The following is a 14,677-nucleotide window of genomic DNA, read 5'->3' as shown; positions in this document are numbered from 1 at the left end:
ACCCTCATGTCAAGGCTCGCGGATCTACCCGAGACAATCGCGCTCTTCCCGTTGCCCGGCGCGCTCCTGCTGCCGCGGGCGCATCTGCCGTTGCACCTCTTCGAGCCGCGCTACCTGCAGATGTTCGACGACATGCTGAAGACCGACGCGCGGCTCATCGGCATGGTCCAGCCGAACCCGGTGCCGGGCAACGACAAGGCCCTGCACCGGATCGGCTGCGCCGGCCGGGTGACGCAGTTCTCCGAGACCGAAGACGGGCGCTACATGGTCACCCTCACCGGCATCTCGCGCTACCGGCTGATCGAGGAAGTGGACGGTTTCACCCCCTACCGCCGCGCCCGGGTCGACTGGGCCGGCTTCGAGGCCGACCGCGGCGCCACCGAGGAGGACGGCAGCTTCGACCGCCGCCGCTTCCTGTCGATCCTCGACCGGTTCTTCTCGGCCCGCGAGCTCTCCGCCGACTGGGAGAGCCTGAAAGAGGCCGACGACGAGCTGCTGATCAACTCCCTGGCCATGCTGCTCGACTTCGACCCCGAGGAGAAGCAGGCCCTGCTCGAGGCGCCCTGCCTCTCGACCCGGCGCGAGACGCTGGTGACGCTTCTGGAATACGCGCTGCGCTCGGGCGACGATCACGGAGACCTGATGCAATGACCGAGGGCCCCGGGTTCGACCGCCGCATGCTCGACGGGCTGATCTGCCCCGAAAGCCAGGGCACCCTGCGCTACGACGCCGAGCGCCAGGAGCTGGTCAGCGAGACCGCCAATCTCGCCTATCCGATCCGCGACGGCATTCCGGTCATGCTGCGCGCCGAGGCGCGGGTGCTCGACGACCCGGCCTGAGCGCCGCTCCCGCCCCCCCCCCTTTCCCCAAGCGGAATTGACAGCCCCGCGGCCCTGGGCTACGCCCCGCGCCTCTGTTCCGAAGGAGGTCTCATGGGACGCGCGCGCAAGGGTCGTGACATTTCCGGCTGGCTGGTGATCGACAAACCCGCGGGGGTCACCTCGACCGCGGTGGTCAACAAGGTGCGCTGGGCGCTCACCGCGAAGAAGGCGGGCCATGCGGGCACGCTCGATCCCGAGGCGACGGGCGTCCTGGCCGTGGCCCTGGGCGAGGCGACCAAGACCGTGCCCTATGTCACCGACGCGCTGAAGGCCTATCGCTTCACCGTGCGCCTGGGTGCGGCCACCAACACCGACGATGCCGAGGGCGAGGTGATCGCCACCTCCGAGGCGCGCCCCGAGGACGCCGAGATCAAGGAGGCGCTCAACGGTTTCGTGGGCGAGATCATGCAGGTTCCGCCGCAGTTCTCGGCGGTGAAGATCGACGGCGAACGCGCCTACAAGCGCGCCCGCGACGGCGAGGAGATGGAGATCGCCGCCCGCCCGCTCTGGGTCGAGGAGCTGACCCTGATCGACCGTCCCGACGCCGATCACGTCACCCTCGAGATGGTCTGCGGCAAGGGCGGCTACGTGCGCAGCGTGGCGCGCGACCTCGGCGAGCGGCTGGGCTGCCTCGGCCATGTCCGCGAACTGCGCCGCACCTGGTCGGGCCCCTTCGAGGCCGCCCAGGGCCTGAGCCTCGAAGAGGTCGAACGGCTGGCCAAGGATCCCGCGCTCGACGCCCATCTGCTGCCGCTGGAGCACGGCCTGACCGAGCTGCCCGAGACCCGTTGCAGCCCCGAGGAAGCCCAGAAGATCCGCAACGGCAACCCCGGCATGGTGCTCGCCCAGGACATCGACTACGGCGAGGAATGCTGGGCCTCCTGCGAAGGCCGCGCCGTGGCCGTCGGCCGGTTCAAGGCGGGTCAGTTGCACCCCGCGCGCGTCTTCGCGCGCTAGGGGCGAAGACGCGCGCGGATGCGTGCGGTAGGGGCGAAGCGGCCCGCGTGTGAAACCGCGCGCCCGCTTCCGCTCCTCACCTTGGCGAACACTCTTCGGGGTCCGGGGGGCTGGCTCCCGGTCCCGCAGGCCCCACGAGACCCACCCGCCAGAACAGCGCGCCGCGCCCCTCAACCAGCGCCCCGCCCCGCTCTTCAGCTTGGCAAAAATACCTCGGGGGTCCGGGGGCGGGCCCCCGGTCCCGCAGGCGCCACGAAACCCACGCTCCAAACCGGCGCGCCAAGACCCACAACCAGCCCCCCCGCCCCGCCCTTCAGCTTGGCAAAATTACCTCGGGGGGTCCGGGGGGCTGGCCCCCCGGCCTCACAGCCAGCGCAGCACCTCAAAAGCGCCCTAGAACGGCGGCTTGGCGCGGAACTGCATGCCGCGCCCGCCGTCGGGGTGGCGCAGGCGCAGCTCCTCTGCGTGCAGCATCATCCGGGGGTGCTCGCCCGCCGCCTCTCCGGCGTAGAGCGGATCGCCCAGGATCGGGTGGCCGAGCGCCAGCATGTGCACCCGCAGCTGGTGCGAGCGCCCGGTCTTCGGGAAGAGCCGCACCCGGCTTTCGCCCGCGCCCTTGCGTTGCAGCTTCCAGGCGGTGAAGGCGGGGCGGCCCTCGGCGTGGTCGATCTTCTGGCGCGGGCGGTTCGGCCAGTCGACGGCGATCGGCAGGTCGATCTCGCCCCGGGGCTCGGTCATCTCGCCGGTCACCCGGGCGACATAGGTCTTCTTCACCTGCCGCTTCTCGAACTGCAGCCCGAGGTGGCGCTGCGCATGCGGGGTCAGCGCGAAGACCATCACGCCCGAGGTGTCGCGGTCGAGCCGGTGCACCAGGAGCACCTCGGGGAAGGCCACCGAGAGCCGGGCGATCAGGCAGTCGGCCAGCTCCGGCCCCTTGCCGGGCACCGACAGAAGCCCGGCCGGCTTGTCGACCACGAGGATCTCGTGATCGGCGTGCAGGACGGGGATCTCTCCTTGCGGGGGGTCGTAGTCGGCGCGGGTCTCAGACAATCTCGTGGCCGTCGTTGCGCAGCGCCTCGGCGATGGCGCGGATGTGGTCCGGCCCGGTCTCGCAGCAGCCGCCGACGATGGTCGCCCCGCGGCGCACCCAGTCGAGCGCGAAGCCCGCGTAGCGTTCCGGCCCCATGTCGCGCCGGGTGGAAAGCGCGTCGACCGTCGGGTCGGGCGTCAGGAACTCCTTGGTCAGCCCCGAGAAGGCGTTGGCATAGGCGCCGAAGGGCAGCTCGGAGCGGGCCAGGATGTCGAGCGCCGGGCCCATGGCCTCGGGCGCCGAGCAATTGGCGAGGATCGCCTGGCAGCCGCCCTTCTCGGCCAGCGCCACGGCCTCGGAGACGGGCTCGCCCGAGCGCAGCTTGCTGCCGTCCGCGTCGTCGACGGTGATCGCCACCCAGACCGGGCGGCTGCTCTCGCGGCCCGCGCGCAGCGCCGCCTCGAGGTTCTCGAGCGTGGCCTGGGTCTCGAAGACGATCACGTCGACCTCTGGGGCCATGCGGCGGACGATCTCGGAATAGGTGGCGACCGCGGTTTCCATGCCCGGGAAGACATCGGTGCGGTAGGAGGCGCCGAGCGGCCCGATGCAGCCGGCGATCCGGCCCTTGCCATGAGCGTCGCGGGCCCATTCGGCCTCGGCCAGGGCGGCGGCGCGGAACTCCTCGATGCGGTCCGAGAGGCCCGCGCGTTCGAGCCGGTCGGGCAGGATCGCATAGGTGTTGGCCATGGCGACGCTGGCCCCGGCGCGGAAGAAATCCTCGTGCACCTGCTGCACCAGCCCGGGCCGGTCGATCATCACCTGCGTCGCCCAGAGCGGGGTCGGCGCCTCGCCCGAGCGGCGGATCAGCTCCTGTCCGAGCCCGCCATCCAGCAATGTGATCTTGGCCATGCCCGCTCCTTTCGTCTCCTGGCGTGACCGGGGGTGGCCCGGTCTGTGCGTCTCCGGCGGGTGGTTCCGCCGGGTCTTGGTGGTTCCGGGGGTGCGCCCCGCTTGGGGCCCTTTTGGAGGCCCCGGGCCCTCGGTCCTGTCGCGTCCGGCTCCTCGGACCCGGCCCAAGCCGATGGCCCCAAGGCTCCGCACGACACGTCTCTCCCACGGGGTCTATCCCCAGGCCAACCTAACCGCCAGCCCGCCGAAGACCAGCGCCGCGATCCGGTTCAAGAGCCGGCCCCGCGCCGCCAGCACGTGCCGCAGCGCCCCGCCCGCCGCGCCATAGGCGCCGGTCACGACGAAGGCCGTGGCCACGAAAAGCGCCCCGAGGCTCAGGAGCTGCGACCAGACCGGCCCGCGCGCGGGGTCGGCGAATTGCGGCAGGAAGGCCAGGATAAACAGCGCCACCTTGGGGTTGAGAAGGTTGGTGATCACCCCGCGCCGGAAGGCCTGGGCCAGCCCGGTGCTGCCCTCGCCCGTCACCCCCGGCGGCGCGCGCCAGGCCCGCCAGGCCAGGAACAGAAGGTAGCCCGCTCCGGCCCAGCGGATGACCTCGAAGGCGCCGGGCAGCGCCCTGAGCGCCGCCGCCACGCCGAAGGCCACCAGGAGCACATGGCCCAGGCAGCCGATGCTGACGCCCGCCGCCGCCGCGAGCCCCGCCCGCGGGCCGCCGCGCGCCCCCGAGGCCAGGGCGAACATCACATCCGCCCCGGGGGTGAGGTTCACCGCCAGCCCTGCGCCCAGGAAGGCCAGGAGCGTCGCGGTCTCGGGCAGGGCGATCATGGCCGCCCCGCGCGGGTGAGAATGTGGTGCTCAGACAAAGATCGTGGCCCCCAGCGCCAGCCCGTAGAAGATGAAACAGGCCGCGAGGATACGCCTCACGACCCGGTTCGCAACCGCCCCGAGCGCGGCCTGCCCGATCCAGGCGCCGAGCGCGGTGTAGCTGGCGTAGCTCGCCGCGGTGATGCTCAGCGCGGTCGGCACGATGACCCACATCTGCTGGCCGATCGGCACGTCGGGGGCGACGAACTGCGAGAAGGCGGCGAGGTAGCCCGCGACGCTCTTGGGGTTGATCGTGGCGACCGCGAAGGCGCGGCCGTAGATCCGCCCGCGCTCCGAGGGCTCGGCGGCCAGAGGCTGTGCCGCGCGCCGCCAGCCGCGCAGGCCCAGCCAGATCAGCACCGCCGCCCCGGCCACCTTGGCCGCGAGGAACAGCGCCGGGGCCTTGGTCAGAAGCGCGGTGATGCCCAGCGCCGAGAGCCCGAGAAACAGCGCCGCCTGGGTCAGGATCGCCGCAACGCCCCAGAGCGCGCGCAGAAAGCCGTGGCTCATGCCGTTCTGGATGCAGTTGACCGCGTTCGGCCCCGGCGAGGTGACGAAGATCACCCAGAAGCCCGCGAAGACGAGCCAGTCCGCTGGGCTCATTCCGCCCGCTCGAAGGTGGTCTTGAGGATCGCCGCCAGCGCCTTGGCGTCGGTTGCGTCGAAGGCGCCGGGCAAGTCGCTGTCGATGTCGAGGACGCCCAGGAGACGCCCCGCCCCGGTCCAGACCGGCAGCACGATCTCGGAACGGGTGGAGCTGGAACAGGCGATATGGCCCGGGAAGGCCTCGACGTCGTCAACGAGCTGGGTCTCGCCGGTGCGCGCGGCGGCGCCGCAGACGCCCCGGTCGAAGGGGATCACCAGGCAGCCGTGGCCGCCCTGGTAGGGGCCGATCTTCAGAAGCTCGGGCGCGGTGACGCGGTAGAAGCCGGTCCAGTCGAAGCGGTCGTCGGCGTGGTGCAGCTCGCAGACCAGCGTCGCCATGAGCGCCACGCTGTCGGTCTCGCCCTCGGTCAGGGCGCCGATGGTCTTGGCCAGCTCGTCATAATCCGCGCGCATCGCTTGCCTCCGCTTGCTGCCGTGCCCCGCCGGGCTATCGCGCCCGGCCCGCGCCGGCAAGGCCGGGGCGCGGTTCCGGGGGCCGGTTCGAGGGTGGCGCTCGGGCGGCGGAATTTCTCAGGGGGCCAGTTCGGGAGCCACACCCCAGCAGCGCATATCCCCGGGGCCGGTTCGGGTGCCACACCCCGGCCACGCAATTTCCCGGGGATTGGTTCGGGCGCCGCACCGCAACGGCCGAAATTCCTTTGGACCGGTTCGCCGCCCCGCGCCCCCACGGCGCAAAAAGCCGATTGCATCATCCGCCGTTTCGCGGATTCTGCGCCGCATGATACCCGAGCTCCTGCCCGCCCTCCTGGCCTTCGCCTTCGTCACCGTCATCACGCCGGGGCCGAACAACTTCATGCTGATGGCCTCGGGCGCGAACTTCGGTTTCCGCCGCACGGTGCCGCATATGCTGGGCATCGGGCTGGGCTTTCCGGCGATGTGCTTCTGCGTCGGGCTCGGGGTGATGCGGCTCTTCGACCTCTGGCCGCCGCTCTACACCATCCTGACGGTGCTCTCGGTCGGCTACATGCTGTTCCTGGCCTGGAAGATCGCCAATGCCGCCGCCCCCGAGAAGGGCGGCCAGGGCCCCGCCACCGGCAAGCCCCTGTCGTTCTTCGAGGCGGCCTCGTTCCAATGGGTGAACCCCAAGGCCTGGTCCATGGCGCTCTCGGCGATCACGCTCTACGCCTCGGGGCGCAGCCTCGGCGCGGTGCTCTGGGTGGTGGCCGCCTATGTGGCCTGTTCGGCGATCTCGACCACCGGCTGGACGGCGCTTGGCACCCAGCTCAGGCGCTTCCTGCAGCAGCCCGCGCGGCTGCGGGTCTTCAACTGGACCATGGCCGGGCTGCTCGTAGCCTCGCTGATCCCGGTGATCCTGCGCTGAGCGCGCCCGCATCCGGTTGCAAAACAGGGCGTCGCGCGGCATATCGGCCCGAGGTCAAAGGGAATACGCGATGACGCATTATCTCGACTTCGAAAAGCCGCTCGCCGAGATCGAAGGCAAGTCCGAAGAGCTGCGCGCCATGGCGCGGTCGAGCGAGGGCATGGATATCGAGGCCGAGGCCCGGGCGCTCGACAAGAAGGCCACGAACCTTCTCAAGGATCTCTACGCCAAGCTGACGCCCTGGCGGAAGTGCCAGGTCGCCCGGCACCCCGACCGGCCGCATTGCCGCGACTACATCGACGCGCTCTTCACCGAGTACACGCCGCTTGCGGGCGACCGCGCCTTCGGCGACGACCACGCGGTGATGGGCGGGCTCGCGCGGTTCAACGACCGGCCCGTCGTGGTGATCGGCCACGAGAAGGGCAACGACACCCAGTCGCGGCTGACCCACAACTTCGGCATGGCCCGCCCCGAGGGCTACCGCAAGGCGATCCGCCTGATGGACATGGCCGACCGCTTCGGCCTGCCGGTCATCACCCTGGTCGACACCCCCGGCGCCTACCCCGGCAAGGGCGCCGAGGAGCGCGGCCAGTCCGAGGCCATCGCGCGCTCGACCGAGAAATGCCTGCAGATCGGCGTGCCGCTCCTGTCGGTGATCATCGGCGAGGGCGGCTCGGGCGGCGCGGTGGCCTTCGCCAGCGCCAACCGCATCGCGATGCTCGAGCATTCGGTCTATTCGGTGATCTCGCCCGAGGGCTGCGCCTCGATCCTGTGGAAGAACGCCGAGAAGATGCGCGAGGCCGCCGAGGCGCTGCGCCTGACCGCGCAGGACCTCAAGAAGCTGGGCATCTGCGACCGGATCATCCCCGAGCCCCTGGGCGGCGCCCATCGCGACGGCCATGCCGCCATCGCCGCCGTGGGCGAGGCGATCGAGGCCATGCTGGGCGAGTTCCACAAGGCTTCCCCCGAGGAGCTGGTCGCCGCGCGCCGCAAGAAGTTCCTGGAGATGGGCTCGAAGGGCCTCGCGGCCTGACGTCCGAGGGGGCGCCTGCCGCGCCCGCCTCCCCGATCAAGTGAGAAGGCCCCGCGCGCGCTGCACGGGGCCTTTTTTTGTGCTGGTCGCGGCGAGACCCGCGCGCCTAGCCGTCCTGGCGGATCCGCGCGTTCTCCGGGTCGTAGGGGCTGTCCTCGGTCACCACCGCGTCCCAGAGCTGGCCCAGCATCCGCACCTGCAGCGCCTGCCCCGCCTTGGCGAGATCCGGGCGCACGTAGCCCATGCCGATGGATTTGCCGAAGGCCACCGAATAGCCGCCCGAGGTCAGCCGCCCGACTCGGGTACCGTCACCCAGATAGAGCGCCTCGCGGCCCCAGGGATCGGCGTCCGAAGGCCCGTCAATCAGCACCGTGACGCAGCGCGAGCGGATGCCCTTGGCCTGCATCTCCGCCTTGCCGTGAAACTCCTTCGAGAGGTCGACGAAGCGCGGCAGATCGGCCTCGAGCGGGGTCGCGTCGCGGCCGAGCTCATGGCCGAAGGCGCGGTAGCTCTTTTCCTGGCGCAGCCAGTTCTGCGCCCGCGCGCCCACGAGCTTCAGGCCCAGCGGCTCGCCCGCCTCCATCAGCCGGTCCCAGAGGTGGGTCTGCATCTCGATCGGGTGGTGCAGCTCCCAGCCGAGCTCGCCGGTGTAGGCGACACGGATGGCGCGCACCGGCACCATGCCCAACTCGATGTCGCGGCAGGACAGCCAGGGGAAGCGCTTGTTCGACAGCACTGTCGCCGGATCGGCGTCCTTGACCAGCGCGCCGAGGAGGTCGCGCGACTTCGGGCCCGCGACGGCGAAGACGCCCCATTGGGTGGTCACGTCCTGCACCTCGATCCAGCCCAGCTCTTCGCGGCGGTCCTCGGCGGCCTTGCGCAGGTAGTCGCCGTCATAACCCGTCCAGGCGCCCGCCGAGACCAGGTAGAAGCTGTCCTCGGCCAGACGCACCACGGTGTATTCGGTGCGCGTGGTGCCCGCCCCGGTCAGCGCATAGGTCAGGTTGATGCGGCCGGTCTTGGGCAGGCGGTTGCAGGTGAACCAATCCATGAAGGCCGCGGCCCCCGGCCCCTTGACCAGGTGCTTGGTGAAGGCCGTGGCGTCTATCAGCCCGACGCCGTTGCGGATCGCCTCGGCCTCGGTGCGGGCGTAGTCCCACCAGCCGCCGCGCCGGAAGCTGCGGGCGGCGTGGTCGAAATCCTCCTCGGCCTCGGCGGAGCCGTAGTAGTTCGGCCGCTCCCAGCCATTGACCTGGCCGAACTGCGCGCCCCGGGCCTTCTGGCGGTCGTAGACCGGCGCGGTGCGCAGCGGCCGGCAGGCCGGGCGTTCCTCGTCGGGGTGGTGCAGGATGTAGACGTGCTCGTAGGCCTCCTCGTTCTTGCGGGCGGCGTAGTCCGTCGTCATCCAGTCGCCGTAGCGCTTGGGATCGAGCGAGGCCATGTCGATCTCGGCCTCGCCGGCGACCATCATCTGCGCGAGGTATTCCCCCGCCCCGCCCGCGGCGGTGATCCCGAAGGAAAAGCCCTCGGCCAGCCACATGTTGCGCAGCCCCGGCGCCGGGCCGATCAGCGGGTTGCCATCGGGGGTGTAGCAGATCGGGCCGTTGTAATCGTCCTTGAGGCCGACCTCCTCGGACGACGGAATGCGGTGGATCATCGACATGTACTCTTCCTCTATGCGCTCGAGGTCGAGCGGGAAGAGATCGGCGCGGAAGCTGTCGGGTACGCCGTATTCGAAGCGCGCGGGGGCGTTGCGCTCGTAGGGGCCGAGGATCCAGCCGCCGCGCTCCTCGCGGACGTACCACTTGGCGTCGGCGTCGCGCAGCACGGGGTGTTCGCCGCCGCCCTCGCGGCGGTAGGCGACCAGCGCCGGGTCGGGTTCGGTGACGATATACTGGTGCTCGACCGGGATCGCGGGGATCTTGATGCCGAGCATCCGCGCGGTGCGCTGCGCGTGGTTGCCGGTGGCGGTCACCACGTGTTCGGCGGTGATCACCGCGGTCTCCTCGGAGGGCACCAGGTTGCCGCCCTTCTCGACCATCTTCGAGACCGAGACCCGCCATTCCGCGCCGGTCCACTCGTAGCCGTCGACCTGCCATTTGCGCTCGATCGTGACGCCGCGCTGGCGCGCGCCCTTGGCCATGGCCATGGTGACGTCGGCGGGGTTAATGTAGCCGTCCGTCGGGTGGTAGATCGCCCCTTCGAGGTCCTCGGTCCGCAGGAGCGGCCAGCGCGCCTTGATCTCCGAGGGCGTGAGCCACTCGAAAGGCACGTCGCAGGTCTCGGCGGTGGTGGCATAGAGCAAGTATTCGTCCATGCGCGCCTTCGACTGCGCCATGCGCAGGTTGCCCACCACCGAGAAGCCGGCGTTGAGGCCGGTCTCCGCCTCCAGGGTCTTGTAGAACCGGATCGAGTAGTCGTGGATATGGGTCGTCGCGTAGGACATGTTGAAATAGGGCAGGAGCCCCGCCGCATGCCAGGTCGAGCCGCTCGTCAGCTCGTCGCGTTCGAGCAGCATCACCTCGTCCCAGCCGTGCCGGGCGAGGTGATAGGCGATGGAGGTGCCGACGGCGCCGCCGCCGACCACGAGGGCTTTCACATGGGTTTTCATCGGCATTTCTTCCCTGTCCTGTCCCGCTCGTCCTAACGCGGCAGCCGAAGAGGGCTTACGCGGCGCCCGACTTGTCATGTGGGGAAAGCGACATTGGGGCGGGGTGGTTAGGTGATTGGCTGGAAGGTGTGGCTGCGGTGCCGGATGGGAGGGTCCGGGGGATGGATCGGCCGGTCTGGTGGCTGTGATAGGCCGGGAGGCATCGCGCGGTTGAGGGCTGCGGTTCGGCGCGGCTGCAGGTGTCACAGTGATACACGATGCGCTGCACTTCAGTCCGGCGCGTTGTAGTGCGGTCCAGTGCGCTGCAGTTCGGTGCGTTGCAGTGCAGCGCAGTGCGCTGCAGTTCAGTCCGGTGCGTTGCAGTGCGGCGCCCTGAGTTGCCATGAAGGATTGTCGCCCCGCGGAATAGGCAGCAGCGAAGCGGCATTATCCGTCGCGACGACTATTCATCGTCATCCTGTGCCAACCGGATGACTATAGCGCGCTTCTTGCGCCCGAATAGCATCGAAGATGCCGGGCGCGCGCCGGACCGGCCCCTTGGGCCGGCGCTCCTTGGGATGGCGCGCTTAGCGTGTCGTTCGTCCTGACCTTGCTGGGATAAAGCGCCTCGCTCTGGGGTCAGAAGCGCCGTCCCCCGGTCCGGCGCGCGCCCTCTGTTGGGAAGGTTGGTTAGCGGGTAGGTGCACAGCCTGGAGCGGCCCGCAGAGGCAGGAGGGGCCCGTCGCATGGCCCGCCGTCCGACCTGAAGCCTAGCCCAAGCTACGCACGTCACCCTAGCCAAAACGCCCAATCTCAACGCTTTCAGGAGAGCCTCACAGCGTATTGGCCCGGCACATCACAACCCTCTCCCGCGATGCACCCCGTGCCGCCCCACCTTCAATAAATATACCGGATCTGGTCCGTCCAATACCGCTCCACGCGGCGCAGGGTGTGCAGCACGTCGGAGAAACCCTCGGGCCCGACGACGCCGGTGCGGGTCATGCCTTCGGCGTGGCGGGCGAAGAGCGCTTCCATCAACTGGCGCACGTCGTGACCCTTGCGGGTCAGCCGCACCCGGACCGAGCGGCGGTCCACCTCGGAGCGCTGGTGGTGCATGTAGCCTGCCTCCACCAGTTTCTTCAGATTGTAGCTGACGTTGCTGCCCTGGTAGTAGCCGCGCGATTTCAGCTCGCCGGCGGTGACCTCGTTGTCGCCGATGTTGAACAGCAGGAGCGCCTGCACGGCGTTGATCTCGAGCAGGCCGGTGCGTTCGAACTCGTCCTTGATCACGTCGAGAAGCAGCCGGTGCAGCCGCTCGACCATGGCGAGCGTGTCGAGATAGGAGGTCATCTGACCCGGACCCTGGGCCCGCCCGACACTGGAAATGATGCTCATCCGCCGCCTCCGCAATTGCGCGATTGGCGGCAGGAAAACGCAAAACCCCCAAGGAAGGGTTAAGCCGGACGAGCCCCCGGCCCTCCTCCGGCCCTACCCCGGCCTCAGCCCCCGGCGCCCGAGGGATGGGCGGCGATGGCGCCCGAGATCTCGGCCACGATCGGGGCGTGCTCCTCGGGCGGCGCGACCTGGCCGGTCACCCACTGGTAGAGGTCCTGGTCGTTCTCGGAGAGCAGCGCGTCATAGGCCGCGAGGCCGGCCGCGTCGAGATCGGCCAGCCGGCTCTCGGCAAAGCGCGAGAGGATCAGGTCCATCTCCTTGATGCCGCGCCGCATCGAGCGCATGCGCAGCCGCTTGATCCGCTCGGCGCGGGGCTCTCCGGTGCGGGGTGTTTCCTTGATCATGCGGGCTCCGTCTGGCCGGTGGCGCGCAGGCGCTTCTCGAGCCGCGCGGAGCGGTCGGCCAGCGCCTGCATCTCGACGCGGATCGCGCGCAGCTCGGCGATGGCCTCGCGCAGGTCCTGGCTGCCGGCGGGCTCCTCGCCCGGCGGCGAGACGCCCTCGCCCTCGCCGGTCAAAAGCCAGATGATCGAGACGTTTAGCAGCCCCGAGATCATCGACAGCTTGTTGGCGCGCGGCTCGGAGAGGTCGTTCTCCCAGTTCTGCAGCGTCTTCAGCTTCACCCCCAGCCGCCGCGACAGCTGTTCAGGCGTCATGCCGGCGGCCTCGCGGGCCCCGGCGATCCGGTCTCCGAAGGTCGCGGCATCGGGGCCGTACCAATCGAAATCGCTCATCAATCCTGTTCTCCTCACCGTGGCAGGGCGCGCCTTGCGCCGTGGTCTCCGCCCCCGTAAAACCATGGGACACTTGGAAAAATGACTGGCGCGCAGATGTCCTTCTACTCTCACACGCTTTCCCGTGTCGCCCCCTCTCCGACGGTCGCGGTGACCCAGCTGGCCCGCGATCTGGCGGCCGAGGGGCGGGATGTCATCGGTCTGGGGGCCGGCGAGCCCGACTTTGACACGCCGGACAACATCAAGTCAGCAGCCATTGCGGCGATTCATGCTGGAAAAACGAAATATACCGCACCGGACGGAATTCCAGAACTGAAGGCGGCGATCTGCGCCAAGTTCCGCCGCGAGAACGGGCTGGAGTACAGCCCCGCGCAGGTCTCGGTCTCGACCGGCGGCAAGCAGGTGCTGTTTAACGCGCTCCTGGCGACCTTGAACCCCGGCGACGAGGTGGTGATCCCCGCGCCCTACTGGGTCAGCTACCCCGACATCGTGCGGATCGGCGGCGCCGAGCCGGTCGTGGTGCCCGCGGGCCTCGAGACCGGCTTCAAGCTGACCCCCGAGGCGCTGGAGGCGGCGATCACGCCCCGCACCAAGTGGTTCATCTTCAACTCGCCCAGCAATCCCACTGGCGCGGGCTATTCGCGCGCCGAGCTGAAGGCGCTGACCGACGTGCTGATGCGGCACCCGCAGGTCTGGGTGCTGACCGACGACATATACGAGCACCTGGCCTATGACGGGTTCACCTTCTGCACGCCGGCCGAGGTCGAGCCCCGGCTCTACGACCGCACGCTGACGGTCAACGGCGTCTCCAAGGCCTATGCGATGACCGGCTGGCGCATCGGCTATGCCGCGGGCCCCGAGCCGCTGATCGCGGCGATGCGCAAGGTGCAGTCGCAATCCACCACCAACCCTTGTTCGATCAGCCAATGGGCCGCGGTCGAAGCGCTCGAGGGACCGCAGGACTTCTTGGCGGAACGCGCGGAGGCCTTCCGGCGGCGGCGCGACCTGGTGGTCGCCGCGCTGAACGACACGCCGCATCTGAGCTGCCCGACGCCCGAGGGCGCCTTCTACGTCTATCCCTCCTGCGCGGGGGCGATCGGGAAGACCAGCGCCGCGGGCACCCATATCGGTGACGACGAGACCTTCGCGCGGGCGCTTCTCGAGGAAGAGGGCGTCGCGGTGGTCTTCGGCGCCGCCTTCGGACTGTCGCCGCACTTCCGGATCAGCTATGCAACCTCGGACGAGGCGCTTACCCAGGCGTGTGAGCGGATTCGCCGGTTCTGCGCAGGATTGAAGTGAGGGCCAGCCATGGCGGGCGATCTTCCCGAGTATTACTTCCGCATCCGCGAGAACGGCGCGCTGGTCTTTCGGATCGACACCGAGAACCGCCAGAGGCGGATCGACATGGACCCGATCGCGGTGGCCAATATCCGCAACGGCGAGATCAAGCCGCAGGGCGACCGGGTCTTGTCGGACGAGGACCTGGCCGAGATCCGCGACTGGATGGACAAGCGCAAGGCGCTCCTGGCGCTGCGCGACATCGACGACATCCACCGGGCGATCGACCACATGAACCTGACGACGCAATGGGCCCAGAGCCGCGCCAGCGACGCGCAGCTCGACGAGGTGACCGACGCGCTGCTCTTGGCGATGCACGACCTGCGCACGGTGCTAGTGCGAAAGAAGGCGGACCGGCTGACGAAGGGATGAGGGGTGGTGTTTGGGCTGGCCGGTGAGGGCCTGCTTTCGGCCCTTAGGCACGCTGCCCACCGTTAGCGAACCCTTGCGCCCGAATAGCACCACAGCCACCGGGCCCGGCCTTCTTCTGATGCAAGCCAATCAGTCTGTCATCAAGAACCACGCTCGCAACACGCGCGTCTTGCGCCCGAACAGCGCCGCAGGCGCCGGGCGCGCGCCGGACCGGCCCCTTGGGCCGGCGCTCCTTGGGGTGGCGTGCTTAGCTTTTCTCTAGTCCTGACCTTGTGGGGATAAAGCGCAAAGCCCAGAGGGTGGCAGCGCCGGCCCCCGGTCCGGCGCGCGCCCTTTGCCTTTCGGGGAGGCGCGGGGTGAGAGGGTGGAAGGGAAGCCCGGGGTGACAAGTTGGTCGGAGCGCCTTGGGTCGGGAACGCTGGTTTATGGGGGGCACGCCAAGCCTGTCGTTCGGCGTGAGCTTCACGTCTCGGCCTGCGCAATCCCTGACCTCGCAGCCAGAGTCCGCCCTCGCATCTCGGACAGCGCG

Annotated in this window: 16 protein-coding genes; 7 read left to right on the top strand and 9 right to left on the bottom strand. The window is 69.6% G+C overall.

Going from position 1 to position 14,677, the window contains the following annotated elements; genetic code table 11:
- Positions 1 to 6: 6 nt before the first annotated feature.
- The 3 genes from LR948_RS09980 to truB all read left to right on the top strand — a co-directional run bounded on the left by LR948_RS09980 (position 7) and on the right by truB (position 1,838).
- The gene (locus LR948_RS09980; RefSeq protein WP_232753866.1) at positions 7 to 651 is read left to right on the top strand and encodes an LON peptidase substrate-binding domain-containing protein; all 645 of its coding nucleotides are present in this window, start codon (positions 7 to 9) and stop codon (positions 649 to 651) included.
- Positions 648 to 839 carry a Trm112 family protein gene (locus tag LR948_RS09975; RefSeq protein WP_232753865.1) on the top strand — a complete coding sequence of 64 codons (192 nt, stop codon included), beginning with the start codon at positions 648 to 650 and terminating at the stop codon, positions 837 to 839. The genes LR948_RS09980 and LR948_RS09975 overlap by 4 nt, the downstream gene beginning before the upstream one ends.
- A 93-nt stretch (positions 840 to 932) precedes the next feature.
- Positions 933 to 1,838, top strand: a complete 906-nt coding sequence (gene truB, locus LR948_RS09970; protein WP_232753864.1) for a tRNA pseudouridine(55) synthase TruB — start codon at positions 933 to 935, stop codon at positions 1,836 to 1,838.
- Positions 1,839 to 2,231: 393 nt separating this feature from the next.
- Here truB and LR948_RS09965 read toward each other — a convergent pair whose 3' ends face one another.
- The 5 genes from LR948_RS09965 to LR948_RS09945 form a co-directional block, all read right to left on the bottom strand.
- On the bottom strand, positions 2,232 to 2,888 hold the full coding sequence (locus tag LR948_RS09965; protein ID WP_232753863.1) for an RluA family pseudouridine synthase: 657 nt from the start codon (positions 2,886 to 2,888) through the stop codon (positions 2,232 to 2,234).
- Positions 2,881 to 3,777: a homocysteine S-methyltransferase family protein gene (locus LR948_RS09960; protein ID WP_232753862.1), complete on the bottom strand. Its 897-nt coding sequence runs from the start codon at positions 3,775 to 3,777 to the stop codon at positions 2,881 to 2,883. Before LR948_RS09960 ends, LR948_RS09965 begins: the two co-directional genes overlap by 8 nt.
- 213 nt (positions 3,778 to 3,990) lie before the next feature.
- Complete coding sequence (locus LR948_RS09955; RefSeq protein ID WP_232753861.1) at positions 3,991 to 4,602, bottom strand: LysE family translocator; 612 nt, start codon at positions 4,600 to 4,602, stop codon at positions 3,991 to 3,993.
- 30 nt (positions 4,603 to 4,632) lie between these two features.
- Positions 4,633 to 5,244, bottom strand: coding sequence for a LysE family translocator (locus LR948_RS09950; protein WP_232753860.1), 612 nt, complete (start codon positions 5,242 to 5,244; stop codon positions 4,633 to 4,635).
- The gene (locus LR948_RS09945) at positions 5,241 to 5,699 is read right to left on the bottom strand and encodes a GAF domain-containing protein (RefSeq protein WP_232753859.1); all 459 of its coding nucleotides are present in this window, start codon (positions 5,697 to 5,699) and stop codon (positions 5,241 to 5,243) included. Before LR948_RS09945 ends, LR948_RS09950 begins: the two co-directional genes overlap by 4 nt.
- Positions 5,700 to 6,024: 325 nt before the next feature.
- Here LR948_RS09945 and LR948_RS09940 point away from each other — a divergent pair, with 325 nt between their 5' ends.
- Positions 6,025 to 6,627, top strand: a complete 603-nt coding sequence (locus LR948_RS09940; protein WP_232753858.1) for a LysE family translocator — start codon at positions 6,025 to 6,027, stop codon at positions 6,625 to 6,627.
- Positions 6,628 to 6,697: 70 nt separating this feature from the next.
- Positions 6,698 to 7,660 (top strand): acetyl-CoA carboxylase carboxyltransferase subunit alpha, encoded by a 963-nt coding sequence (locus tag LR948_RS09935; RefSeq protein ID WP_232753857.1) that lies wholly within the window; start codon positions 6,698 to 6,700, stop codon positions 7,658 to 7,660.
- Between the two features lie 106 nt (positions 7,661 to 7,766).
- Here LR948_RS09935 and LR948_RS09930 read toward each other — a convergent pair whose 3' ends face one another.
- From LR948_RS09930 to LR948_RS09915, 4 genes are all read right to left on the bottom strand, one after another.
- Positions 7,767 to 10,271 (bottom strand): FAD-dependent oxidoreductase, encoded by a 2,505-nt coding sequence (locus LR948_RS09930; protein ID WP_232753905.1) that lies wholly within the window; start codon positions 10,269 to 10,271, stop codon positions 7,767 to 7,769.
- Between the two features lie 876 nt (positions 10,272 to 11,147).
- Positions 11,148 to 11,645, bottom strand: a complete 498-nt coding sequence (locus tag LR948_RS09925) for a MarR family winged helix-turn-helix transcriptional regulator (RefSeq protein ID WP_232753856.1) — start codon at positions 11,643 to 11,645, stop codon at positions 11,148 to 11,150.
- A gap of 104 nt (positions 11,646 to 11,749) precedes the next feature.
- On the bottom strand, positions 11,750 to 12,049 hold the full coding sequence (locus LR948_RS09920) for a succinate dehydrogenase assembly factor 2 (protein ID WP_232753855.1): 300 nt from the start codon (positions 12,047 to 12,049) through the stop codon (positions 11,750 to 11,752).
- Complete coding sequence (locus LR948_RS09915) at positions 12,046 to 12,438, bottom strand: helix-turn-helix transcriptional regulator (protein WP_232753854.1); 393 nt, start codon at positions 12,436 to 12,438, stop codon at positions 12,046 to 12,048. The genes LR948_RS09920 and LR948_RS09915 overlap by 4 nt, the downstream gene beginning before the upstream one ends.
- Positions 12,439 to 12,534: 96 nt before the next feature.
- Between LR948_RS09915 and LR948_RS09910 the strand changes: the two genes are divergently transcribed.
- Together LR948_RS09910 and LR948_RS09905 are read left to right on the top strand one after the other, a co-directional pair.
- Positions 12,535 to 13,737, top strand: coding sequence for a pyridoxal phosphate-dependent aminotransferase (locus LR948_RS09910; RefSeq protein ID WP_232753853.1), 1,203 nt, complete (start codon positions 12,535 to 12,537; stop codon positions 13,735 to 13,737).
- 9 nt (positions 13,738 to 13,746) lie between these two features.
- Positions 13,747 to 14,148, top strand: a complete 402-nt coding sequence (locus LR948_RS09905; protein WP_232753852.1) for a hypothetical protein — start codon at positions 13,747 to 13,749, stop codon at positions 14,146 to 14,148.
- The last annotated feature ends 529 nt before the right edge of the window (positions 14,149 to 14,677 follow it).

Source organism: Roseivivax sp. GX 12232 (genome assembly GCF_021272185.1).
GTDB lineage: Bacteria > Pseudomonadota > Alphaproteobacteria > Rhodobacterales > Rhodobacteraceae > Roseivivax.
The sequence above is the reverse complement of the archived record's forward strand: the minus strand, read 5'-3'. Positions and strand labels throughout refer to the sequence as shown.

Coding starts and splice junctions, on each gene's coding strand:
- LR948_RS09960 (WP_232753862.1), bottom strand. CDS start 3,777: ATGGCCAAGATCACATTGCTGGATGGCGGGCTCGGACAGGAGCTGATC.
- LR948_RS09940 (WP_232753858.1), top strand. CDS start 6,025: ATGATACCCGAGCTCCTGCCCGCCCTCCTGGCCTTCGCCTTCGTCACC.
- LR948_RS09950 (WP_232753860.1), bottom strand. CDS start 5,244: ATGAGCCCAGCGGACTGGCTCGTCTTCGCGGGCTTCTGGGTGATCTTC.
- LR948_RS09975 (WP_232753865.1), top strand. CDS start 648: ATGACCGAGGGCCCCGGGTTCGACCGCCGCATGCTCGACGGGCTGATC.
- LR948_RS09955 (WP_232753861.1), bottom strand. CDS start 4,602: ATGATCGCCCTGCCCGAGACCGCGACGCTCCTGGCCTTCCTGGGCGCA.
- LR948_RS09915 (WP_232753854.1), bottom strand. CDS start 12,438: ATGAGCGATTTCGATTGGTACGGCCCCGATGCCGCGACCTTCGGAGAC.
- truB (WP_232753864.1), top strand. CDS start 933: ATGGGACGCGCGCGCAAGGGTCGTGACATTTCCGGCTGGCTGGTGATC.
- LR948_RS09930 (WP_232753905.1), bottom strand. CDS start 10,271: ATGAAAACCCATGTGAAAGCCCTCGTGGTCGGCGGCGGCGCCGTCGGC.
- LR948_RS09910 (WP_232753853.1), top strand. CDS start 12,535: ATGTCCTTCTACTCTCACACGCTTTCCCGTGTCGCCCCCTCTCCGACG.
- LR948_RS09920 (WP_232753855.1), bottom strand. CDS start 12,049: ATGATCAAGGAAACACCCCGCACCGGAGAGCCCCGCGCCGAGCGGATC.
- LR948_RS09935 (WP_232753857.1), top strand. CDS start 6,698: ATGACGCATTATCTCGACTTCGAAAAGCCGCTCGCCGAGATCGAAGGC.
- LR948_RS09980 (WP_232753866.1), top strand. CDS start 7: ATGTCAAGGCTCGCGGATCTACCCGAGACAATCGCGCTCTTCCCGTTG.
- LR948_RS09905 (WP_232753852.1), top strand. CDS start 13,747: ATGGCGGGCGATCTTCCCGAGTATTACTTCCGCATCCGCGAGAACGGC.
- LR948_RS09945 (WP_232753859.1), bottom strand. CDS start 5,699: ATGCGCGCGGATTATGACGAGCTGGCCAAGACCATCGGCGCCCTGACC.
- LR948_RS09925 (WP_232753856.1), bottom strand. CDS start 11,645: ATGAGCATCATTTCCAGTGTCGGGCGGGCCCAGGGTCCGGGTCAGATG.